This window comes from Hydrogenophaga sp., from assembly GCF_041913525.1.
Taxonomy (GTDB): domain Bacteria; phylum Pseudomonadota; class Gammaproteobacteria; order Burkholderiales; family Burkholderiaceae_C; genus Hydrogenophaga.
Window position 1 is genome coordinate 329150 of record NZ_JAYSFD010000001.1, and the last position, 20425, is coordinate 349574.

Below are 20425 nucleotides of genomic sequence, written 5' to 3' on the forward strand. Positions count from 1 at the left end.
ACCATGACGACCACCACCGCATCCCCTGCCGTTGTTGCGCCGTTTTCGCTGCGCGACTTTTTCAAGAGCTTCCTGCTGGTGGAGCTCTTCAAAGGCATGGCCCTGACCGGCCGTTACGCCTTCCGCCGCAAGGTGACCGTGCAGTTCCCCGAGGAGAAGACGCCGCTGTCGCCTCGCTTCCGTGGCCTGCACGCCCTGCGCCGCTACGAGAACGGCGAAGAGCGCTGCATCGCCTGCAAGCTGTGCGAGGCGGTCTGCCCGGCGATGGCGATCACCATCGAGAGCGACGTGCGCGCCGACGGTTCCCGCCGCACCACGCGCTACGACATCGACCTGACCAAGTGCATCTTCTGCGGCTTCTGCGAAGAAAGCTGCCCGGTGGACTCCATCGTCGAGACGCACATCTTCGAGTACCACGGCGAGAAGCGCGGCGATCTCTACTTCACCAAAGAGATGCTGCTGGCGGTGGGTGACCAGTACGAACCCCAGATCGCCGCGGCCAAGGCCGCCGACGCGAAGTACCGCTGACCCCGGCCCGTCCGGATTCGAACCTTCGACACCCCATGGCCTACACCACCGGTTTCTTCTACCTGTTTGCCGCGGTGCTGCTGTTCGCAGCCTTCCGCGTCATCACCTCGCGCAACACGGTGCACGCGGTGCTTTACCTCATGCTGGCTTTCTCGCAGGCATCGGCCTTGTGGCTGCTGCTCAAGGCCGAGTTTCTGGGCATCACGCTGGTGCTGGTCTACCTGGGAGCGGTCATGGTGCTGTTCCTGTTCGTCGTGATGATGCTCGACATCAACGTGGACGAGCTGCGCCAGGGCTTCTGGAAGCACTTCCCCGTGGCGGCCATCATTGGCGGCTTCGTGGCCGCCGAACTCATCGCCGTGGTGTGGACGGGCTTCCCCACGGTGAGCGCAAGCGCACCGGCGGTGCAGGGCTCCAACACCCACGCGTTGGGCAAGCTGCTGTACACCGAATACCTCTACCCGATCGAGATCGCCGCCGTCATCCTGCTGGTGGCCATGATCGCGGCCATCGCGCTGACCCTGCGCCACCGCAAGGACAGCAAAGCCATCAACCCCGGCGATCAGGTGCATGTCAAGGCACGTGACCGCCTCGTGGTGGTGCCCATGGCGGCCACCCAGAAACCGGCGGCGCCTGCCGCCACCGAGGAGGGCAAGGCATGAGCCTCACGCTGGGTCATTTCCTCTCGGTCGGTGCGATTCTGTTCGCGCTCTCCGTGATCGGCATCTTCCTGAACCGCAAGAACCTGATCGTTCTGCTGATGGCCATCGAGCTGATGCTCTTGGCCGTGAACATGAACTTCGTGGCCTTCTCGCACTACCTGGGCGACATGCACGGTCAGGTCTTCGTGTTCTTCATCCTCACCGTGGCGGCGGCCGAGTCGGCCATCGGCCTGGCCATTCTGGTGCTGCTGTTCCGCAACCGGTCGTCCATCAGCGTTGAGGAACTGAACGCTCTGAAGGGTTGAGGCCCGGGCAAGCACAGGTAAGAACATGAGCAACACCCTTTCTGCAAGCACCCTGCTGGCCGTTCCGCTGGCGCCCCTAGTGGGCTCGGCAATCGCCGGCGTCCTGGGCACCACCTTCGGCGGCAACGTCATCGGCCGCCGCGCCTCCCACACCGCCACCATCCTGGGCGTGCTGATCGCCTTCGTGCTGTCGGCCATGACCCTGGCTGACGTCATGGGCGGAGCCCGCTTCAACCAGACCATCTACGAGTGGATGGTGGTGGGTGGCCTGAAGATGGAGATCGGCTTCATGGTGGACGGCCTCACGGCCATGATGATGTGCGTGGTGACCTTTGTGTCGCTGATGGTGCACATCTACACCATCGGCTACATGGAAGAAGACGCTGGCTACAACCGCTTCTTCGCCTACATCTCGCTGTTCACCTTCTCGATGCTCATGCTGGTCATGAGCAACAACCTGCTGCAGCTGTTCTTCGGCTGGGAAGCGGTGGGCCTGGTGTCGTACCTGCTGATCGGCTTCTGGTTCAACAAGCCCACGGCCATCTTCGCCAACATGAAGGCCTTCCTGGTGAACCGCGTGGGCGACTTCGGCTTCATCCTGGGCATTGGCCTGATCGTGGCCTACGCCGGTACGCTGAACTATACCGAGGTGTTCGCCAAGGCAGGTGAGTTGGGCGCGTTGAGCTTCCCCGGTACGAGCTGGATGCTGATCACCGTGATCTGCATTTGCCTGTTCATCGGTGCCATGGGCAAGAGCGCCCAGTTCCCACTGCACGTGTGGCTGCCCGACTCGATGGAAGGCCCCACGCCCATCTCCGCGCTGATCCACGCCGCCACCATGGTGACGGCCGGCATCTTCATGGTGGCCCGCATGTCGCCGCTGTTCGAGCTGTCGGACACCGCGCTGAACTTCATCCTTGTGATCGGCGCCATCACCGCGCTGTTCATGGGCTTCCTGGGCATCATCCAGAACGACATCAAGCGCGTCGTGGCCTATTCCACGCTGTCGCAGTTGGGCTACATGACCGTGGCCCTGGGTGCTTCCGCCTATTCGGTGGCCGTGTTCCACCTGATGACCCACGCCTTCTTCAAGGCCCTGCTGTTCCTGGCCGCCGGCTCGGTCATCATTGGCATGCACCACAACCAGGACATCCGCTGGATGGGCGCCGTGCGCAAGTACATGCCCATCACCTGGATCACTTCCTTGCTGGGCACCCTGGCCCTGATCGGCACGCCGCTGTTCTCGGGCTTCTATTCCAAGGACTCGATCATCGAGGCCGTGCATTTCTCGAACCTGCCTGGCGCTGGCTTCGCTCACTTCGCGGTGCTGGCCGGTGTGTTCGTGACCTCGTTCTACTCGTTCCGCCTGTACTTCCTGGTCTTTCATGGCAAGGAGCGCTACGACCAGAACCCGGACGCGCACCACGATGACCACCACGACGACCACGGCCACCATGGCCATGACCACAAGCCGCACGAGTCGCCCTGGGTGGTGACCCTGCCGCTGGTGCTGCTGGCCATTCCCTCGGTGGTGATCGGCTACTTCACCATCCAGCCCATGCTGTTCGGTGACTTCCTGAAGGACGCCATCACGGTGAACAGCGCGGCCCACCCGGCCATGGCCAAGTTCGCCGAGATGTTCCATGGCCCGCTGGCCATGGCCAGCCATGCCCTGAGCACCGCCCCGCTGTACCTGGCGGCGGCTGGCGCCATCGCGGCCTGGTACATGTACCTGGTGAACCCGGCGGTGCCTGCGGCCATTGCCCGCGCGCTCAAGCCGGTGGTGACCATCCTCGAAAACAAGTACTACCTCGACTGGATCAACGAGAACATCATCGCCCGCGGTGCGCGCGCACTGGGTGTGGTGCTCTGGAAGGGGGGCGACCGCGGCATCATCGAAGGCGGTGTCGTGAACGCCAGCTGGAAGCTGGTGGGCGTGGTGTCGTCGGTGGTGCGCCGTGTGCAGACCGGCTACCTGTACCACTACGCCTTCGTGATGCTGGTGGGCGTGCTGCTCTTCATGACGTACTTCGTCTGGCTGGCCAAATAAAACAAGAGGAAGAAGAACATCATGGGTTTGCTGAGCCTTGCCATCTGGACGCCCATCTTTTTCGGCGCCGTGTTGCTGGCCTTTGGCCGTGACGAGCACGCCGGCATGGTGCGTTGGATCGCCCTGATCGGCGCGCTGGCCGCGCTGGCGGTCACGGTGCCGCTGTACACCGGCTTCGAGGTCGGTTCCGCCGCGATGCAGTTCGTGGAAAAGAGTGTCTGGATCGAGCGATTCAACGTGCACTACCACCTGGGCGTGGACGGCATTTCGCTGTGGCTGATTCTGCTCACCGCCTTCATCACCGTGATCGTGGTGGTGGCCGGCTGGGAGGTGATCACCACCCGCGTGAACCAGTACATGGGCGCCTTCCTGATCCTCTCGGGCTTGATGATCGGCGTGTTCAGCGCGCAGGACGCGATGCTGTTCTACGTGTTCTTCGAGGCCACGCTGATCCCGATGTACCTGATCATCGGCATCTGGGGCGGCCCCAACAAGATCTACGCGGCGTTCAAGTTCTTCCTGTACACGCTGCTGGGTTCGCTGCTGATGCTGGTGGCGCTGATCTACCTGTACACCCAATCGGGTGGCAGCTTCGCCCTGGCCGACTGGTACAAGCTGCCCCTGGGATCGCATGCGCAGACTCTTCTGTTCTTCGCCTTCTTCGCGGCTTTCGCCGTGAAGGTGCCGATGTGGCCGGTGCACACCTGGCTGCCTGATGTGCACGTGGAAGCGCCCACCGGCGGCTCCGCCGTGCTGGCCGCCATCATGCTGAAGCTCGGCGCTTACGGTTTCCTGCGCTTCTCGCTGCCCATCCTGCCCGACGCTTCTCACCAATGGGCTGGCCTGATGATCGGCCTGTCGCTGGTGGCGGTGATCTACGTGGGCCTGGTGGCCATGGTCCAGCAGGACATGAAGAAGCTGGTGGCCTATTCGTCGGTGGCCCACATGGGCTTCGTGACCCTGGGCTTCTTTGTGTTCAGCGACCTGGGCGTGTCCGGCGCCATCGTGCAGATGATTTCGCACGGCTTCGTCTCGGCCGCCATGTTCCTGGCCATCGGCGTGCTGTACGACCGCGTTCACTCGCGCGAGATTGCGTCTTACGGTGGCGTGGTCAACACCATGCCGCGCTTCGCCGCCTTCGCCCTGCTGTTCACCATGGCCAACTGCGGCTTGCCGGGCACCGCCGGTTTCGTGGGCGAGTGGATGGTGATCCTGGCCGCCGTGAAGGCCAACTTCTGGGTCGGCCTGCTGGCGGCTTCGGCGCTGATTTTCGGTGCTGCCTATTCGCTGTGGATGTTCAAGCGCGTCTACCTCGGCGCGCCGGCCAACGACGACGTGAAGGGCCTCACCGACATCAATGCCCGCGAATTTCTGGTGATGGCCCTGCTGGCGATTGCCGTGCTCTACATGGGCGTGTACCCCAAGCCCTTTACCGACGTGATGGACCCCTCCGTGGCCGAGTTGCTGCGCCACGTGGCGGTGTCCAAGCTCCCGAACTGACCTGAGCCCGTCCAACGACACGAGAGAACGCACACATGATTGACAAGCTCAGCTGGGTCGCGGCGTACCCGGAAATTCTGTTGCTGGTGATGACCTGCGTGATTGCGCTGGTGGACCTGGCCGTGAAGTCGCCACTGCGTGGCGCCACCTACCTGCTCAGCGTGCTGACCCTGGCGGTGTCGGCCGTGCTGCTGGGACAGGCCGCTGCCTCGGGCCAGACCATTGAAGGCTTCGGCGGCATGATCGTCAGCGACCCGATGGGCAACTGGCTCAAGTGCTTTGCCACGATCGCCCTGCTGGTGACCTTGGTCTACGGCCGCAGCTACGCCGGCCCGCGCGACATGATGCGCGGCGGCGAGTGGTACACCCTGAGCCTGCTGGCGCTGCTGGGCATGTACGTGATGATCTCGGGCCACCACTTCCTGGTGATCTACCTGGGCCTGGAAGCGCTCACGCTCTCCAGCTACGCCCTGGTGGCCTTGCGCCGCGATGACCTGGCGGCCACCGAAGCTGCCATGAAGTACTTCGTGCTGGGCGCCCTGGCCAGCGGCTTCCTGCTGTATGGCCTGTCGCTGGTGTACGGTGCCACCGGTTCGCTCGATGTGGCCGAGGTGTTCAAGGCCATCGCCGGCGGCGAGGCCACCCTCAAGGGCTCGGCCCAGGTGCTGGTGCTGGGTCTGGTGTTCGTGGTGGCCGGCCTGGCCTTCAAGCTGGGCGTGGTGCCTTTCCACATGTGGGTGCCTGACGTTTACCACGGTGCGCCCACGTCGATCACGCTGCTCATCGGTGGCGCGCCCAAGCTGGCAGCCTTCGCCATCGTGATGCGCTTGCTGGTCGAGGCCCTGGGCCCCCTGGCCGTGGACTGGCAGCAGATGCTGGGTGTGCTGGCCGTGCTGTCGCTGCTGGTGGGCAACCTGGCCGCCATCGCGCAGAGCAACCTCAAGCGCATGCTGGCGTTCTCCACCATTTCGCAGATGGGCTTCATGCTGCTGGGCCTGCTGGCTGGCGTGTCGCACACCGGTGACACCGCCAACATGGCCAATGCCTACAGCGCGTCCATGTTCTACGTGATCACCTATGTGCTCACCACCCTGGGCACCTTCGGCGTGATCTTGCTGCTCTCGCGCTCGGGTTTCGAGTCGGACGACATCGCTGACTTGGCCGGCCTGAACCAGCGCAGCCCCTTCTACGCGGGCATCATGGCCATCTGCATGTTCTCGCTGGCCGGTATCCCGCCGCTGGTGGGCTTCTACGCCAAACTGGCGGTGCTCGAGGCCCTGGTGGCCGCTGGCACGGCCTTCCACATCGGCCTGGCCGTGTTCGCGGTGGTGATGTCGCTGATCGGTGCCTTCTACTACCTGCGCCTGGTGAAGGTGATGTACTTCGACGCACCCACCCAGACCGCCCCGATCGAGGGCAGCTGGGATGCCCGTTCGGTGCTCACCGTGAACGGCGCCTTGATCCTGGTGCTGGGCATCGTGCCGGGTGGCCTGATGACCCTGTGCGCCCAGGCGATCGCTTCGCTGTTCGCCTGATCTGGCCCAGGCAGCGTGGCCGGGAACCCGGCTCGCTGCCCAGGCTCTGAGCACCACGATGAATTCTTCTTCTTACGTTTGGCTGGTGCTGCTGGCCGCCACGCTAGCGGCCAATCTGCCGTTTCTGAACAACCGGTGGCTGGGCGTCATTCCGCGCGCCTTGCCCAAGACGCTCTGGATGCGCCTGCTGGAGCTGGTGATTTGGTACTTCCTGGTGGGCGGCCTGGGCCTGGCCCTTGAGCAGCACCAGGGCCAGATCTACCCCCAGGGCTGGGAGTTCTACGCCACCACGGCGGCCCTGTTCGTGACGCTGGCCTTCCCCGGCTTCGTCTTCCGTTACCTGCTCAAGCGCCGGGGCTGATGGCGCCGGGCTGAGCCCGGTGCGATCGGGTCTGGCGGCAACCTGACCATGCACGCCGACCAACACCTGCGCGAAACCCCTCTGGCCCGCACCGAGCTGCTGCGCGGCCATTTTCTGCACGTGGTGCGCGACACCGTGCGCCTGCCCGATGGGCAAGAGGCCACCCGCGAGTTCGTGCTGCACCCGGGGGCGGTGATGGTGATTGGCCTGCTCGACGATGGCCGGGTGGTGCTGGAGCGCCAGTACCGCCACCCCATGCAGCAGGTGATGATCGAATTCCCCGCGGGCAAGCTGGATGCGGGAGAGGGCAGCCTGGCCTGTGCCCAGCGCGAGATGCGCGAAGAAACCGGCTACAGCGCCCGCGAGTGGGCGTTTGCCGGGCGACTGGCGCCCACCATTGCCTATTCGGATGAGGTGATCGACATCTGGTTCGCGCGCGGCCTCAGCCTGGGCGAGCGAGCACTCGACGATGGCGAGGCGCTGGACGTGTTCGCGGCCACCCCCGACGAGCTGCAGGCCTGGTGCCGCAGCGGGGCCATCATCGACTGCAAGACGCTGGTGGGGGCGCTGTGGCTGCAGAACGTGCTCAGCGGCGCGTGGACATTGGCCTGGGGCGATAATCCGGCGCCATGAAGGTGCTCGATCTGCAATGCGCCAACCAGCACGGTTTTGAAGGCTGGTTCGCGTCCGAAGACGATTTTCACGCCCAGTTGGGGCGCGGTTTGGTGACGTGTCCGCTGTGTGGCGATGCCCACATTGAAAAGAAGCTGTCCGCCCCGCGCCTGAACCTGAAAGTGCCTCGTGGCGAACCGGCCGCCGCGCCAGCAGCCGAGGCGGCCGCGCCGGTCGCTGTGCGCCCGGAGCTGCAGGCCCTGCAGGCCCGCATGGTCGATGCGCTGCGCCAGCTCGTGTCGCAGTCGGAAGACGTGGGCGAGCGTTTCGCCACCGAGGCGCGGGCCATGCACGAGGGTGAGATCGAGCGCCGCAACATTCGCGGCCGCACCACGCCGCAAGAGGCCCTGGCGCTGCTGGAAGATGGTATCGACGTGCTACCGCTGCCCGACCTTCCCATCATCAAAGAAACCCTGCAGTAAAAAGCCCGGCCAAGCCGGGCTTTTTGTTGTTCAGGGGCGCCGTCGTTCAGGGGTAGAGGCCACGCAGGTCGCGGGCGCGCAGGATGCGCTGGCAGGCCACGATGAAGGTGGCGGTGCGCAGGGTGACGCGCTTTTCTTCGGCCACTTGCCACACGCCGGCGAAGGCTTCTTTCATGATCTTCACCAGGCGGGCGTTGATCTCGTCTTCGGTCCAGAAAAAGCTGGAGAAGTCTTGCACCCACTCGAAGTAGCTCACCGTCACGCCGCCGGCGTTGGCGATCACGTCGGGCAGCACCAGCACGCCGCGTTCGTTGAGGATGTCGTCGGCCTGGGGTGTGGTGGGGCCGTTGGCGCCCTCGATCACCATGCGGGCCTGAATGCGCCCGGCGTTGGCGGCGGTGATCTGGCCTTCCAGGGCGGCCGGGATGAGGATGTCGCAGGGCGTGTCCCAGAAGGCGTCGCGGTCAAGGGGTTCGGCGCCGGGGAAGCCGGCCACGGTGCCGTTGGCGGCCACGTGGGCCTGCAGGGCGGGCACGTCGATGCCGGCTTCGCGGTACAGGGCGCCGCCGTGGTCTTGCACCGCCACCACACGGGCGCCGGCCTCGGCGAACAGGCGGGCCGCGACACCGCCCACGTTGCCGAAACCTTGCACCGCCACGCGGGCGCCGGCCACTTCCAGGCCAATGCGGCGCGCGGCTTCCACGCCCACGGTGAACACGCCGCGCCCGGTGGCGTCGCGCCGGCCGAGTGAGCCGCCCAGGTCAATGGGCTTGCCGGTCACCACGCCAGTGGCGGTGGCGCCTTCGTTCATGGAGTAGGTGTCCATCATCCAGGCCATCACCTGCTCGTTGGTGTTCACGTCTGGCGCCGGGATGTCTTTGGTGGGGCCGATGATGATGCCGATCTCGCTGGTGTAGCGGCGGGTGACGCGCTCCAGCTCACCGCGGCTGAGCTGGCGCGGGTCCACGCGGATGCCGCCCTTGGCGCCGCCGTAGGGCACGTTCACCGCGGCGTTCTTGATGGACATCCAGGCCGCCAGTGCCATCACCTCGGAAAGGGTCACGTCCTGGTGGAAGCGCACGCCGCCCTTGCCGGGGCCGCGCGAGGTGTTGTGCTGCACGCGGTAGCCCTCGAAGTGGGCCACGGTGCCGTCGTCCAGGTGGATGGGCACGTCCACGATGAGCGAGCGCTTGGGGCGCTTGAGGGTGTCCACCCAGCGGGCCAGTGAGCCCAGGTAGGGGGTGACGCGGTCCACTTGCTGCAGGTAGGTGCCCCAGGGACCGAGGTGGTTGGGGTCAAGATAAGAGGGCAGGGCTTGCGTGAAGGCCGCGGGCGCGTGTGAAGCGGAAGACATGGTGGGTCGAATCGCCTAGAGGATGCGGGTCGGGTTGACACCGTGGCCGCACTGTAGGCGCGCGCCCGAAGCCTGTCCAAGGCCGCGATTCGATGGCGATATGCACGCCGCGCATGGCCCTTGGGTGTGGCCTCAGGTCTGAAACTGCAGCGCGGCCAGGCGCGCATAGACGCCGCCCAGCGCCACCAGTTCGGCGTGCGTGCCTTGCTCGACCACGCGGCCGTGGTCCAGCACCACGATGCGGTCAGCCCGCTGCACCGTGGCCAGGCGGTGCGCCACCACCAAGGTGCTGCGGTCGCGCATGGCGCTCTCCAGCGCGGCCTGCACCATGCGCTCGCTCTGCGCGTCCAGGGCGCTGGTGGCCTCGTCGAGCAACAGCAGCGGCGCGTTTTTCAGGATGGCCCGCGCAATCGCGATGCGCTGTCGCTGCCCGCCGGAGAGGCGCACACCGCGCTCGCCCATGAAGGTGTCGTAGCCTTGTGGCAGGCGCTCGATGAACTCCTCGGCGTAGGCCGCCTGTGCGGCGGCGCGCACCTCGGCGTCGCTGGCCTCGGGGCGGCCGTAGCGGATGTTGTCCAGCGCCGAGCCGGAGAAGATCACGGGTTCCTGCGGCACGATGCCGATGCGCTGGCGCAGGTGCTGCAGGTCCATGCCGTCGATGGGCGCACCGTCCAGCAGGATGCGCCCGCCCTGCGGGTCGTATTGGCGCAGCAGCAAGGCCAGCGCGGTGGTTTTGCCCGCGCCGCTGGGCCCCACCAGGGCCACGGTCTCGCCGGGGTTCACGCGCAGGCTCACGCCGCGCAGCGTGGGGTCGTCAGGGCGCGAGGGGTAGCGGAAGTCCACCGACTCGAACAGCACCGCGCTGCCGCCCTCGGGCCAGGGCGGGTTGACCGGCTGGGCGGGCGAGCGAATGGGCGACTCGGTGGCCAGCAGTTCCATCAGGCGCTCGCTGGCGCCCGCGGCGCGCAGCAGGTCGCCGTACACCTCGCCCAGCACCGCCACCGCGCCGGCCAGGATGATGGTGTAGACCACCGTCTGCCCCAGGTGGCCGGGCGTGATGCTGCCCGCCAGCACCGCCTGGGTGCCCTGGTACAGGCCCCACAGCAGCAGGGCGGCCGTGCTGATGATGACGAAGGCCACCAAGGCGGCGCGGGCTCGGGTGCGGCGCACGGCGGTGCCAAAGGCGCGTTCGGTGGCGTCGGCGAAGCGGCTGGCTTCGCGCGCCTCGGCGGTGTGGCTCTGCACCACGGGAATGGCGTTGATCACCTCGGTGGCGATGGCGCTGGCGTCGGCCACGCGGTCTTGGCTGGCCCGCGAAAGGCGCCGCACGCGCCGCCCGAACCAGGTGGACGGCACCACCACCAGCAGCAAGATCAGCAGCACCTGCAGCATGACCTGCGGGTTGGTCCACACCAGCATGCCCAGGGCGCCGATGCCCATCACCGCGTTGCGCAGCCCCAGCGAGAGAGACGAGCCCACCACCGTCTGCACCAGCGTGGTGTCGGTGCTCAGGCGCGAGATCACCTCGCCGGTCTGGGTGTGCTCGAAGAAGGCCGGGCTCTGGCGCAGCACGTGCGCGTACACGGCGTTGCGAAGGTCGGCCGTGATGCGCTCACCCAGCCAGCTCACCAGGTAGAAGCGCGCGGCCGAGAACACGCCCAGCGCCACCGCCACGCCAAACAACTGCACGAAGTAGCCGCGCAGCCCCATGGCGGCCTGGCCCTTGTCGGCCGACACCAGGCCGCCATCGATCAGGTGGCGAAGGGCCACCGGGAACAGCAGCGTGGCCGCGGCGGCCAGGGTGAGGAAGAGCAGGGCCAGCGCGATGGCGAGCCAGTAGGGCCGCACAAAGGGTAGCAGGCCGCTGAGGGAGCGTGGCGATTGGGCGGCAGGGCGGGCGGAGCTGGTGCTTGAGGTGGCCATGGCCCCGAGTGTGCGGGATTTGTTGCGCCTGTTTGTTGCACCTGCAACCTGGCTGGCCGACATGCCATTCAATGGTGGTATGTTCACTTGCGTGCAATTGAATTGCACCAATGGAGGAGAAGCCATGAAGATTCGCCACGTGTTGCCGCTGCTGTTGCTGTGCCTGGGTGCCAGCGCCGCGCAAGCCCAGAGCTGCCAGGCGGCGGCTGCCGAGAAAAAGCTCTCGGGTGCCGCCAAGACCTCGTTCCTGAAGAAGTGCGAGAAAGACGCCTCGGCTACCTGCAACGCCAACGCCGCCGAGAAGAAGCTGGCCGGTGCCGCCAAGAACAGCTTCACCAAGAAGTGCGTGCGCGACGCCGTGGGCGAAGCGCCGGCCAAGGCACCTTGATCTCGCGCCGGCCGCTGCCGGCTCAGAGCGACAGGCGCCCGGCGTAGCCGGTCATCTCCAGGTAGCCCCGGCCCACGGGGCGGCCCTGGGCGTCCAGCAGATCGGACACGCCTTCCCAATAGGCCGTGCCGGTGCTGCTGCGGCTGTCGAGTTCCTGTGCGTCCACCAGGGCCTGCACACCAAAGGTGCCGGCCGGTGTGGCCACGCGCCAAGCCACCGGGTAGCGCGCCTGGGTGCGCGGGCTCGTCCAATGGCGCAAGGGCTCGAAGCGCACCTCATTCGCGTCGAACGCGGTGGCCTGCGCTTGTCCGGCTGCGCGGAAGGAGCCGCCTGCCCACACCGCGCTGCCATCGCGCCGGCGCAGCCGGAAGGCCGTGAGGGCGGCGCCGTTGTGCAGGTTCATGCCCAGCCAGTCCCAGCCCACCGCCTCGGGGTGCAGGATGGCCTCGCTCCACTCGTGGTCCAGCCAGGCCCGGCCACGCACCGTGTGCGCCGTGCCGTTCACCCGCAGCGTGGCCTGCACATCGAGCTGGGGCTCGCTCACGTAGAAACTGGCCTGGGCCGCCTCGGGCCCTTTGCGCGAGAAGCCCGATTGGCCCTGCAGCAGCAGCGGCCCGGTGGGTCGGGCCTGCAGGTCGATCAGCAGGTCGTCGTTGGCGATGCGCGCTTCGTAGTCACCACCGGTACCGCGCCGGATGAACCAGTCGCGCAGGGCAACGTGTGTGTCTTGCTCACTGGCGAACACCGGCGTCTCGGGGGAGGCGGGTGGCAGGCCGTTCCAGCGCAGCATGCGCTCGGCGTGCACCAGTTGGCCCGCCTGCACGTCGGTGATGGCCGCGTGCGCGAACAGCAGGTGCCGTGCCGCCAGGCGACTGCGCAGCCCTTGGGCCACGTCCACCCGGCTGCGGAAGAAGGTCACCTGAAAGCCGAACACGCGGCCCTCGGCGCTTTGGCCATGGCCGGTGAGGTACCACCACTCGGTGCGCGTCTCGGGGTGCGCGCCATGGTCGCGGGGGAACACCAGTGGGCGTGGGCGCAAGGCGTCACCGGGGCGGTGGCCGGGCTCGGCCAAGGCCAGGGTAGGCAGGGCGGTGCTCAGGCCGGTGATGAGAAAGTGGCGTCGGGGCAGTGCCATGGCGGGCTCACCAATCTTGTTTGACGGCCTGCACCGCGTCGCGGCTGGCGGCGGCCCGGCCCGAGAGCCAAGCCGTGGCCGTGCCGGCCAGCACCACCGCCGCGCACAACGCGGCCAGCCGCGTCCAGGGCAGCACCAGGTCCATGGTCCAGTGAAAGCTCTGCGGGTTGACCACGTGCACCAGCACCACGCTCACGGCCAGGCCCAGGGCCAGGCCGGCGAGCGCGCCCAGCGTGGTCCAGGCCAGGCCCTCCAGGGCCACCAGCCGCAGCACCTGTGCGCGCGTGAGGCCCAGGTGGGCGAGCAGGCCGAACTCGCGCTGGCGCGCCAGCACCTGGGCGCTGAAGCTGGCGGCCACGCCAAACAGGCCAATGCCGATGGCCACCGCCTGCAGCCACACCGTCACCGCGAAGCTGCGGTCAAAGATGCGCAGCGAGATGGCGCGAATCTCGCCCGCCGAGGCGATCTCCAGCAGGCCTTGCGCGCCTTGCTGATTGGCGAGGGACTGCAGGGCCCCGCGCACCGTGTCTTCGTCGGTGCCGGGGCGCAGGTGCAGGGCGAGGTCGCTCACGCGGGTGTCGCCGCTCAGGCGCACGAAGTCGGCGCGGTCCATGGCGATGCTGCCTTGCTGGCGGGCGTAGTCTCGCCACACACCGGCCACCACGAAGTTCGCCGCGTGGCCCCAGGCCTGGGCCAGGGTAGGCAAAGACTGGCCGGGCTTGGCGCCGTAGAGGTCCACCATGGCTTCGCTCACGTACACGGGCACGGCCCCATCGGGCACGGCCACCAGCGGGCCCACCAGGGGCAGGGCCAGGTTGCCGTTGTCGGCGCGCAAGGGGCGCACCAGCAGGGTCACGGGCGCCCGGGCGGCGTCCAGTTGCAAGGGCAGGGCACGCAGGGCGTCGGCCTGCGCCACGCCGGGCAGGGCGCGCACGGCGTCCACAAAAGCGGGTGGCAGGTGCTGGTTGTCTTGCGTGTTGCCGGTGCTGCGCACATAAAGCGGCGCAGGCAGCACGGCGTCGAGCCATTGGGTCACCGACTCGCGAAAGCTCGCCACCATCACCGTGAGCGCCACCGACAGCGCCAGGCTGGCCACCACGCCGCTGGTGGCCACGGCGGCGGTGTGGCGTTGCCGGCGCGATCGCTCCACCGCCAGCAGGGGCAGCACGCGCTGCTGCACGCGCGGCGCCAGGCGGTCCAGCACCCAGCCCATGGCCACCGGCAGGGCCACGATGCCGCCCACCAGCAGCAGCGCCACCGAGGCGTACGCCGCCAGCGGAATGTCGGCCACTGGCGGGGCCAGGGCCAGCAGCAGGGCCAGCGCCATCAGCACCGGGGCCAGGGCCTGTCGGCGCGCGCTGGGCGCTTGGCTGGTGCCCAACCCTTTGAGGGCTTGTGCGGGCGCCAGGCCCGCGGCTGCGCGTGCCGGCCACCAACCGCCGGCCAGGGCCGCCGCCACGCCCAGCGCGCCATACAGCACAGCCGCGCTGGTGCTCCAGCGCAGGGGCGGCGCCACGCCCACAAAGTAACCCCCACCCAGGTCGCCGCCCAGCAACTTGAGCGCCAGCGCCGCCAGCCCGGTGCCCAGGGCCACCCCCAGGGCGCTGCCGATCAGGCCCAGCGCGGCCGATTCGGCCAGCACCAGGCGAAGCCGCTCACGCGCGGCCAGCCCCAGCACGCCCAGCAAGGCGAACTGCGGCTGGCGCCGCGCCACCGACAGCGACAACACCGAAAACACCAGAAAGGCCCCGGTGAACAGGGCCACCAGCGCCAGCACCGTGAGGTTCACCCGGTACGCCCGCGAGAGCTGGCTCACGCGCTCGCCCGCGGCCTCGGGCCGCTGCGCCAGCACCGTCTCGGGCAAGGCCAGGTCGGCCAGCACGCGCTCGGCTTGTGCCCCGGGCGCCAGGCGCACGTCGATGCGGCTGAGCTCGCCCAGGCGCTCGCTGAGGTCTTGCAGCGCGGCAATGTCCATCACCACCAGCGGGCCGCCCGGCGCGGCCACGTGCCCGGCCACCCGCACCGCTTGCCAGCGCAGGCCGCTTTGCAGGCGCAGCGGGCCAGCGCCCAGCGCCTGGGCAGCGGCCGGGTTGAGCCACACGGCGTCAGGGGCGAACAGGTCCAGCCGGTCGGCCGTGTCGGCGTTGCGCGGCATCAAGGCGGGGGCGAGCGCGCCCACGCTCAGGGCGTCCACGCCCACCAGCCGCACGCCGAGCTGCTGGCCTTGCGCGTTGGCGGCCTGGGCCTGCCACTCCAGCACCGGGCTGGCCACGCGCACCTGAGGGTGGGCGGCCACGCGGTCGAGCCAGCGCTCGTCCAGGGCGCCCCGGCGGGCGCGCAGCTCCAGGTCGGGCTGGCCGTTCACCGCGCTCACCGCGCTGCCGAACTCGGCCAGTGCCGACGCGTTGATGAGCTGCACCGCCAGGGCCAGCGCCACGCCCAGCATCACCGCCACCACGGCCGCGCCACTGCGCCAGGGGTGGTGGCGCAGCTCTTGCCAGGAATAGGTGCTCAACAGGGCCCACATGGGGGTCGAGCATATGCGCTGCCCGCACTGGCGCCTGGGGGGCGGCCTACAATCCCGGGCTTCACCGGGGGTGCCGCGCCGGTGCCAGGCGCGGCTGAGATGACACCCCGTTCACCTGATCTGGGTCGTGCCAGCGTAGGGAGCGTGACAGGCCATGGGGCCCGGCCACGCGCCGCCGCTGCCGACCCGCCCGCACCCGGCCACCCCACATGCAACGGCGACCTTTCGTGTTTTCTCTGGCGGCACTGGCCCTGGTCAGCGCCCATGCCCAGCCCGTGCCGCTTCGCGTGCTCGTGCACGACTCGTTCGAGCTGCCGCCGCCCCTGTTGGCGCAGTTCGAGAAGGACGCTGGCGCCAAGCTGCAGCTCATCAAGGGCGGCGATGCGGGCGAGATGCTGAACAAGCTCATCCTCACCCGCGCCAAGCCCATCGCCGACGTGGTGTTCGGCATCGACAACGCGCTGCTGCCGCGCGCCGAGAAAGCCGGTGTGCTCGATGCGTACGACGGCCCCGCCGCGCGCCGGCCCAGCGCCGCGCCGCTGGGCGGTGCGCTGGTGCCGGTGGACTATGGCTTTGTGGCGCTGAACATCGACAAGGCCTGGTTCGCGCAGCGCAAGCTGGCGCTGCCGCGTTCGCTGGACGAGCTGGCCCAACCGGCCTATCGCGACCTGCTGGTGGTGCAGAACCCCGCCACCTCAAGCCCCGGTCAGGCCTTTCTGCAAGCCACCATCGCCGGCCTGGGCGAAGAGGCCGCCTTCGCCTGGTGGGGCCGCCTGCGAGCCAACGGCGTGAAGGTGGTGAAAGGCTGGACCGAGGCCTACTACACCGAGTTCACCCGCAACGGCGGCACCCGGCCCATCGTGGTGAGCTACGCCAGCAGCCCGGCCGCCGAGGTGTTTTTCAGCAAAGATGCACCGGCCGATTCGCCCACCGCCAACCTGTTCCTGCCTGGTGGCGTGTACCGCCAGGTGGAGGGCGTGGCCCTGGTGAAGGGCGCGGCCCCGGCCGCGCGCGCGGCAGCGGGCCAGTTCATCGAGTTTTTGCGCAGCGCCCCGGTGCAGCAGGCCCTGCAGACCAGCATGTGGATGTTCCCCGCCGAGGCGGGCGCGCCCCGCGTGGAGGTGATGCGCCGCCACGCCAGCGAACCCCAGGCCTTCAGCAACCCGCCCGCCGAGCTGGCCAGTGAACGCTCGCGCGCCTGGCAAGAGCGCTGGACCCGCGTGGTACTGAAGTAAACGCCATGCGCTGGGCACTGCCGGCCCTGCCCCTGGGCTTTGTGCTGCTGGTGCTGGCCGCGCCGGTGGCCCGCCTGCTGGGCGAAGGCCTGGGCGGCGCCGAGGTGGCCTGGTGGGCGGTGTGGCAAGACGATTTCTTGCGCCAGCGCATCGCCTGGACCTTCGCCCAGGCCGCCATCACCTGCGCGCTCTCGCTGCTGCTGGGCCTGCCCCTGGCCTGGGTGCTGGCGCGCTGGGAGTTCGCCGGGCGGCGCTGGGTGCTGCGTGGGCTGATGCTGCCCTTCGTGGTGCCCACCCTGGTGGCGGCCCTGGGCGTGCTGGCCCTGTGGGGGCCGCGCGGCTGGATTGGCGGGCCGCTGGCCCAGGCCGGCATTGACCTCAGCGGCACGCCCTGGCTGCTGCTCTACGGCAACCTGTTCTTCAACCTGTGCCTGGTGGTGCGCGCCGGCGTGGAGGCGCTGGAGCAGGTGAGCGCCAGCCGCGTGGCCGCCGCGCGCACCCTGGGCGCCACCCCCTGGCGCGTGTTCTGGCGCGTGGAATGGCCGGCCGTGGCGCCCTGGATGGCCTCGGCCCTGAGCCTGGTGTTCCTGTACTGCTTCAGCGGCTTCGGCCTGGCCCTGGTGCTGGGCGGCCAGCGCTGGGCCACGGCCGAGGTGGAGATCTATTCCCTGGTGGCTCACGAGTTGGCGCTGGCGCAGGCCAGCGTGCTGGCGGTGTGGATGCTGCTGCTCACCGGCGCGGTGGCCCTGGCTTACGCCTACCTGGAGCGCCGCCTCATGGCCCCCGGCCGGCCCAACCCCTTGCCGCGCCAGCGCCCGCAAGGCCCCTGGCAGTGGCTGGCGCTGGTGGCTGCGCTGGCCCTGTGGGCGGCGGTGTGTGGTGCGCCGCTGCTGGCCATCTTGGCGCGCGCAGCCCAGGCCTTGTGGGCGGGGCAGGGCGCCGAGGTGCTGACCGAGCCTCAGACCCGGGCCGCGGCCTGGAACACCCTGCGTTTTTCCGCCATGGCGGTGCTGCTGGCCACCGCGCTGGGCCTGGCCCATGCCCTGGCGGCGCGCCTGTTCGGCGCCTGGGGCTGGGTGTGGCGCGGTGCGGCCTACCTGCCCTTTGTGGTCTCGCCCATCACCGTGGCCTTTGGCCTGCTGCTGCTTTACCCCGAGTGGACCGCCAGCTTGCCGCTGCTGGTGGCCGCCTACGCCGTGCTGGCCTACCCCTTCGTGGCGCAATCGCTGGGCGCGGCGCTGGACGCCTTGCCCGCCTCGTATGCGCAGGCGGCGGCCAGCCTGGGCGCCTCGCCCGTGCGCGTGGCCTGGCGCGTGACCCTGCCGCTGGTGGCGCCCGCCTTGCGCCGGGGCATGGCCTTCGCGGCCGCCACGGCGCTGGGCGAGTTCGCCGTGTCGCTGTTCCTATCGCGCCCGGAATGGACCACGCTCACCACGCTGATCCACCAGCGCCTGGGCCGGCCCGGTGCCGCCAACCTGGACGCCGCCCTGGTGCTGGCGGCCCTGCTCATGCTGCTGGCCTTGCTGGCGTTCCTCTTGATTGAAGGCCCGCGCCGACGGGACACTGACCCCCATGCTCGACCTGCGTGACCTGCACAAACACTGGGACCACCGCCCGCTGCTGGCCGGGGTGAACCTGCGCGTGGCCCCCGGTGAGACGGTGGCCTTGCTGGGCGCTTCGGGCAGCGGCAAGAGCACGCTGCTGAAGATCGTGGCCGGGCTGGAAGCGCCCGAGCGCGGGAGCGTGTGCTTTGATGGCCAAGACCTGGCCGCCGTGCCACCACACCGGCGCGGCTTTGCGCTCATGTTCCAGGACTTCGCCTTGTTTCCCCACCTCAACGTGCAGGACAACGTGGCCTTCGGCCTGGTGGAGCAAGGCGTGCCACGGGCCCAGGCCCGCGAGCGCGCGCGCGAGATGCTGGCGCGCTTTGGCCTGGCCGAACACGCCCGCTCGCGGGTGTGGCTGCTGTCGGGCGGTGAGCAGCAGCGCGTCGCGCTGGCGCGGGCGCTCATCACCAACCCGCGCGTGCTGTTGCTCGATGAACCCTTCAGCGCGCTTGATGCCACCCTGCGCGAGCGCTTGCGCGCCGAGTTCGCGCAGCGCATTCGCGAAGCCGGCATGAGCGCGATTCTGGTCACGCACGACGAGGCCGAGGCCCGCGCCATGGCCGCCCACGCCTGGGCCTTGCGCGAGGGGCAGTTGCGGCCCCTGTGGTAAGCCCGCTGCTACCATCCGACCACTGTTCAACCACCAGGTCGAGGGTAGTCACATGGGCTGGTTTTCCAAGAGCCGCGACGGCTTTTTCCTGAGCACCACCACGCCGCCGGGCATCGAGATGCCGCAGTACCTGGGCGTGGTCCATGGCGAGGCCATCATCGGCGCCAACATCTTTCGCGACCTGTTCTCGTCGGTTCGCGATGTGGTGGGCGGCCGCGCCGGGGGTTACGAGCGGGCCCTGTCGGGCGCTCGCGACGCTGCCCTGGAAGACCTGATCGAAGCGGCCCGCGAGCTGGGCGCCAACGGCGTCATTGGCATTGACTTCGACTACGAAGTGCTGGGCGAAACCAACGGGATGATGATGGTGGCCGTGAGCGGCACCGCGGTGAAGCTCTGAGGGGCTGAGCCTCAGCCCGCGCGCAGCGCCTTGAGCAGCTTCTGCCCGGCGCGTCCGCTGGGCTCCATGCCCAGGCGCTGCTGCTCCGCGCGCACGGCGGCGCGGGTTTTCTCGCCCAGCATGCCGTCGATGGCGCCGATGTCGTGGCCGCGCGCCGTCAGCAGGGTTTGCAGTTCGCGGCGCTCGGCGCGCGACAGGCCCGGGTCATCGGTGGGCCAGGGCGTGGCAAAGGGGCCGCCGCCGCGCAGCCGGTCGGCCAGGTGGGCGATGGCCAGCCCATAGCTCTCGGCGGCGTTGTAGCTGTAGATGGCGTCGAAGTTGCGCGTCACCAGAAAAGCCGGGCCTCGCTCGCCCGCCGGCAGCATCAGCCCCGCCGAGCCGGTGGCGGGCAGGGGCGAACCATCGGCCCGCACCAGGCCGCGAGCGGCCCATTCGCTCATGGGGCGCTTCACGCGCCGGCCCTCGCCGCGCGTGGGCAGGTCGGGTGGCAGCTTCACCTCGAAGCCCCAGGGCAGGCCGCTTTGCCAGCCGGCCTTGGCCAGGAAGTTCGCGGTGGAGGCCAGCGCGTCGGCGGTGCTGTTCATCAGGTCGGCGCGGCCATCGCCGTCAAAGTCCACCGCCAGGCGCTCGAAGGTGCTGGGCATGAACTGGGTGTGGCCGAAGGCGCCCGCCCACGAGCCCTTGAACTGCTCGGGCGCGATGTGGCCCGCCTGCAAGATGCGCAGGGCGGCATAGAACTCGGTGCGGAAGTAGGGCTGGCGTCGGCCCAGGCACGAGAGCGTGCCCAGCGACTGCACCAGCGGCGCGTTGCCAAAGCTCTGGCCGAAGTTGCTCTCCACCCCCCACACGGCCACCACGGTGGCCGGGTCCACCCCGTAGCGCTGGGCCACGCGCGCCAGCACCTCGGCGTGCTGGGCCAGGCGGGCCTGGCCGTCGGCCACGCGCTCGTCGTCCACCAGTGCGGCCAGGTAGTCCCAGATGGGGGTCTTGAATTCCGGCTGAAAGTTGAGCTTGTCGATCACGCTCAGGTCGGGCTGCAGGCCCTGGGTGTGCAGGGCGAAGGTGGCCTCGCTCACGCCCGCGGCACGGGCCGGGGCGCGCAGGCCATCGAGGCAGGCGGTGAACGCAGCGTCTTGCGCGAAGACCGGGGCGCTGGCGATGAGGGCGGCCAGCAGGGGCAAGTGCTTCAATTGATTCAGATGCATAGGGGGTCG

At 68.8% G+C, this 20425-nt stretch carries 19 protein-coding genes and 1 riboswitch; of the genes, 14 read left to right on the forward strand and 5 right to left on the reverse strand.

Annotated features, from left to right (window positions below; all coding sequences use genetic code 11):
• Positions 1–3: 3 nt before the first annotated feature.
• The 9 genes from nuoI to ACE3RQ_RS01660 are packed head-to-tail and all read left to right on the forward strand — an operon-like array spanning position 4 to position 8035.
• Positions 4–528: an NADH-quinone oxidoreductase subunit NuoI gene (gene nuoI / locus ACE3RQ_RS01620; protein WP_374519242.1), complete on the forward strand. Its 525-nt coding sequence runs from the start codon at positions 4–6 to the stop codon at positions 526–528.
• Positions 529–563: 35 nt separating this feature from the next.
• Entirely contained in the window at positions 564–1190 is a 627-nt protein-coding gene (locus ACE3RQ_RS01625) for an NADH-quinone oxidoreductase subunit J (RefSeq protein WP_374519244.1), read from the forward strand.
• A complete protein-coding gene (gene nuoK / locus ACE3RQ_RS01630) occupies positions 1187–1495 on the forward strand; it encodes an NADH-quinone oxidoreductase subunit NuoK (RefSeq protein WP_374519246.1) in 309 nt (102 codons plus the stop codon). Before ACE3RQ_RS01625 ends, nuoK begins: the two co-directional genes overlap by 4 nt.
• A gap of 25 nt (positions 1496–1520) precedes the next feature.
• Positions 1521–3545: an NADH-quinone oxidoreductase subunit L gene (nuoL, locus tag ACE3RQ_RS01635; RefSeq protein ID WP_374519248.1), complete on the forward strand. Its 2025-nt coding sequence runs from the start codon at positions 1521–1523 to the stop codon at positions 3543–3545.
• 21 nt (positions 3546–3566) lie between these two features.
• The gene (locus tag ACE3RQ_RS01640) at positions 3567–5045 is read left to right on the forward strand and encodes an NADH-quinone oxidoreductase subunit M (RefSeq protein WP_374519250.1); all 1479 of its coding nucleotides are present in this window, start codon (positions 3567–3569) and stop codon (positions 5043–5045) included.
• Positions 5046–5080: 35 nt separating this feature from the next.
• Positions 5081–6580, forward strand: coding sequence for an NADH-quinone oxidoreductase subunit NuoN (gene nuoN / locus ACE3RQ_RS01645; protein WP_374519252.1), 1500 nt, complete (start codon positions 5081–5083; stop codon positions 6578–6580).
• A gap of 58 nt (positions 6581–6638) precedes the next feature.
• Positions 6639–6941: a DUF2818 family protein gene (locus ACE3RQ_RS01650; RefSeq protein WP_374519254.1), complete on the forward strand. Its 303-nt coding sequence runs from the start codon at positions 6639–6641 to the stop codon at positions 6939–6941.
• A gap of 48 nt (positions 6942–6989) precedes the next feature.
• Complete coding sequence (locus tag ACE3RQ_RS01655) at positions 6990–7574, forward strand: NUDIX domain-containing protein (RefSeq protein WP_374519256.1); 585 nt, start codon at positions 6990–6992, stop codon at positions 7572–7574.
• On the forward strand, positions 7571–8035 hold the full coding sequence (locus ACE3RQ_RS01660) for a DUF1178 family protein (RefSeq protein WP_374519258.1): 465 nt from the start codon (positions 7571–7573) through the stop codon (positions 8033–8035). Before ACE3RQ_RS01655 ends, ACE3RQ_RS01660 begins: the two co-directional genes overlap by 4 nt.
• A gap of 46 nt (positions 8036–8081) precedes the next feature.
• Here ACE3RQ_RS01660 and ACE3RQ_RS01665 read toward each other — a convergent pair whose 3' ends face one another.
• Together ACE3RQ_RS01665 and ACE3RQ_RS01670 are read right to left on the reverse strand one after the other, a co-directional pair.
• A complete protein-coding gene (locus tag ACE3RQ_RS01665; RefSeq protein ID WP_374519260.1) occupies positions 8082–9389 on the reverse strand; it encodes a Glu/Leu/Phe/Val dehydrogenase in 1308 nt (435 codons plus the stop codon).
• A 132-nt stretch (positions 9390–9521) separates the two neighbouring features.
• Positions 9522–11312: an ABC transporter transmembrane domain-containing protein gene (locus ACE3RQ_RS01670; protein ID WP_374519262.1), complete on the reverse strand. Its 1791-nt coding sequence runs from the start codon at positions 11310–11312 to the stop codon at positions 9522–9524.
• A 124-nt stretch (positions 11313–11436) separates the two neighbouring features.
• Here ACE3RQ_RS01670 and ACE3RQ_RS01675 point away from each other — a divergent pair, with 124 nt between their 5' ends.
• A complete protein-coding gene (locus tag ACE3RQ_RS01675) occupies positions 11437–11700 on the forward strand; it encodes a hypothetical protein (protein ID WP_374519264.1) in 264 nt (87 codons plus the stop codon).
• A 22-nt stretch (positions 11701–11722) separates the two neighbouring features.
• Here the strand turns inward: ACE3RQ_RS01675 and ACE3RQ_RS01680 are convergent, their stop codons facing one another.
• Together ACE3RQ_RS01680 and ACE3RQ_RS01685 are read right to left on the reverse strand one after the other, a co-directional pair.
• On the reverse strand, positions 11723–12835 hold the full coding sequence (locus ACE3RQ_RS01680) for a lipocalin-like domain-containing protein (RefSeq protein ID WP_374519266.1): 1113 nt from the start codon (positions 12833–12835) through the stop codon (positions 11723–11725).
• A 7-nt stretch (positions 12836–12842) separates the two neighbouring features.
• On the reverse strand, positions 12843–15362 hold the full coding sequence (locus ACE3RQ_RS01685; protein ID WP_374519268.1) for an ABC transporter permease: 2520 nt from the start codon (positions 15360–15362) through the stop codon (positions 12843–12845).
• A gap of 56 nt (positions 15363–15418) precedes the next feature.
• Positions 15419–15522, forward strand: a riboswitch (TPP riboswitch).
• Between the two features lie 49 nt (positions 15523–15571).
• Here ACE3RQ_RS01685 and ACE3RQ_RS01690 point away from each other — a divergent pair.
• The 4 genes from ACE3RQ_RS01690 to ACE3RQ_RS01705 are packed head-to-tail and all read left to right on the forward strand — an operon-like array spanning position 15572 to position 19211.
• The gene (locus ACE3RQ_RS01690) at positions 15572–16597 is read left to right on the forward strand and encodes a thiamine ABC transporter substrate binding subunit (protein ID WP_374519270.1); all 1026 of its coding nucleotides are present in this window, start codon (positions 15572–15574) and stop codon (positions 16595–16597) included.
• Between the two features lie 5 nt (positions 16598–16602).
• Complete coding sequence (locus ACE3RQ_RS01695; protein WP_374519272.1) at positions 16603–18186, forward strand: ABC transporter permease; 1584 nt, start codon at positions 16603–16605, stop codon at positions 18184–18186.
• A complete protein-coding gene (locus tag ACE3RQ_RS01700; RefSeq protein ID WP_374519274.1) occupies positions 18170–18814 on the forward strand; it encodes an ABC transporter ATP-binding protein in 645 nt (214 codons plus the stop codon). The genes ACE3RQ_RS01695 and ACE3RQ_RS01700 overlap by 17 nt, the downstream gene beginning before the upstream one ends.
• Before the next feature lie 52 nt (positions 18815–18866).
• Positions 18867–19211, forward strand: a complete 345-nt coding sequence (locus tag ACE3RQ_RS01705) for a heavy metal-binding domain-containing protein (protein ID WP_374519276.1) — start codon at positions 18867–18869, stop codon at positions 19209–19211.
• An 11-nt stretch (positions 19212–19222) separates the two neighbouring features.
• On the opposite strand, the gene ACE3RQ_RS01710 is transcribed toward ACE3RQ_RS01705, so the two are convergent.
• Positions 19223–20416: a lytic murein transglycosylase gene (locus ACE3RQ_RS01710; RefSeq protein ID WP_374519278.1), complete on the reverse strand. Its 1194-nt coding sequence runs from the start codon at positions 20414–20416 to the stop codon at positions 19223–19225.
• Between the last annotated feature and the right edge of the window lie 9 nt (positions 20417–20425).

Bases quoted from the DNA above. Each gene is read 5' to 3' on its own strand.
- nuoI (WP_374519242.1), top strand. From the start codon at position 4: ATGACGACCACCACCGCATCCCCTGCCGTTGTTGCGCCGTTTTCGCTG.
- ACE3RQ_RS01625 (WP_374519244.1), top strand. From the start codon at position 564: ATGGCCTACACCACCGGTTTCTTCTACCTGTTTGCCGCGGTGCTGCTG.
- nuoK (WP_374519246.1), top strand. From the start codon at position 1,187: ATGAGCCTCACGCTGGGTCATTTCCTCTCGGTCGGTGCGATTCTGTTC.
- nuoL (WP_374519248.1), top strand. From the start codon at position 1,521: ATGAGCAACACCCTTTCTGCAAGCACCCTGCTGGCCGTTCCGCTGGCG.
- ACE3RQ_RS01640 (WP_374519250.1), top strand. From the start codon at position 3,567: ATGGGTTTGCTGAGCCTTGCCATCTGGACGCCCATCTTTTTCGGCGCC.
- nuoN (WP_374519252.1), top strand. From the start codon at position 5,081: ATGATTGACAAGCTCAGCTGGGTCGCGGCGTACCCGGAAATTCTGTTG.
- ACE3RQ_RS01650 (WP_374519254.1), top strand. From the start codon at position 6,639: ATGAATTCTTCTTCTTACGTTTGGCTGGTGCTGCTGGCCGCCACGCTA.
- ACE3RQ_RS01655 (WP_374519256.1), top strand. From the start codon at position 6,990: ATGCACGCCGACCAACACCTGCGCGAAACCCCTCTGGCCCGCACCGAG.
- ACE3RQ_RS01660 (WP_374519258.1), top strand. From the start codon at position 7,571: ATGAAGGTGCTCGATCTGCAATGCGCCAACCAGCACGGTTTTGAAGGC.
- ACE3RQ_RS01665 (WP_374519260.1), bottom strand. From the start codon at position 9,389: ATGTCTTCCGCTTCACACGCGCCCGCGGCCTTCACGCAAGCCCTGCCC.
- ACE3RQ_RS01670 (WP_374519262.1), bottom strand. From the start codon at position 11,312: ATGGCCACCTCAAGCACCAGCTCCGCCCGCCCTGCCGCCCAATCGCCA.
- ACE3RQ_RS01675 (WP_374519264.1), top strand. From the start codon at position 11,437: ATGAAGATTCGCCACGTGTTGCCGCTGCTGTTGCTGTGCCTGGGTGCC.
- ACE3RQ_RS01680 (WP_374519266.1), bottom strand. From the start codon at position 12,835: ATGGCACTGCCCCGACGCCACTTTCTCATCACCGGCCTGAGCACCGCC.
- ACE3RQ_RS01685 (WP_374519268.1), bottom strand. From the start codon at position 15,362: ATGTGGGCCCTGTTGAGCACCTATTCCTGGCAAGAGCTGCGCCACCAC.
- ACE3RQ_RS01690 (WP_374519270.1), top strand. From the start codon at position 15,572: ATGCAACGGCGACCTTTCGTGTTTTCTCTGGCGGCACTGGCCCTGGTC.
- ACE3RQ_RS01695 (WP_374519272.1), top strand. From the start codon at position 16,603: ATGCGCTGGGCACTGCCGGCCCTGCCCCTGGGCTTTGTGCTGCTGGTG.
- ACE3RQ_RS01700 (WP_374519274.1), top strand. From the start codon at position 18,170: ATGCTCGACCTGCGTGACCTGCACAAACACTGGGACCACCGCCCGCTG.
- ACE3RQ_RS01705 (WP_374519276.1), top strand. From the start codon at position 18,867: ATGGGCTGGTTTTCCAAGAGCCGCGACGGCTTTTTCCTGAGCACCACC.
- ACE3RQ_RS01710 (WP_374519278.1), bottom strand. From the start codon at position 20,416: ATGCATCTGAATCAATTGAAGCACTTGCCCCTGCTGGCCGCCCTCATC.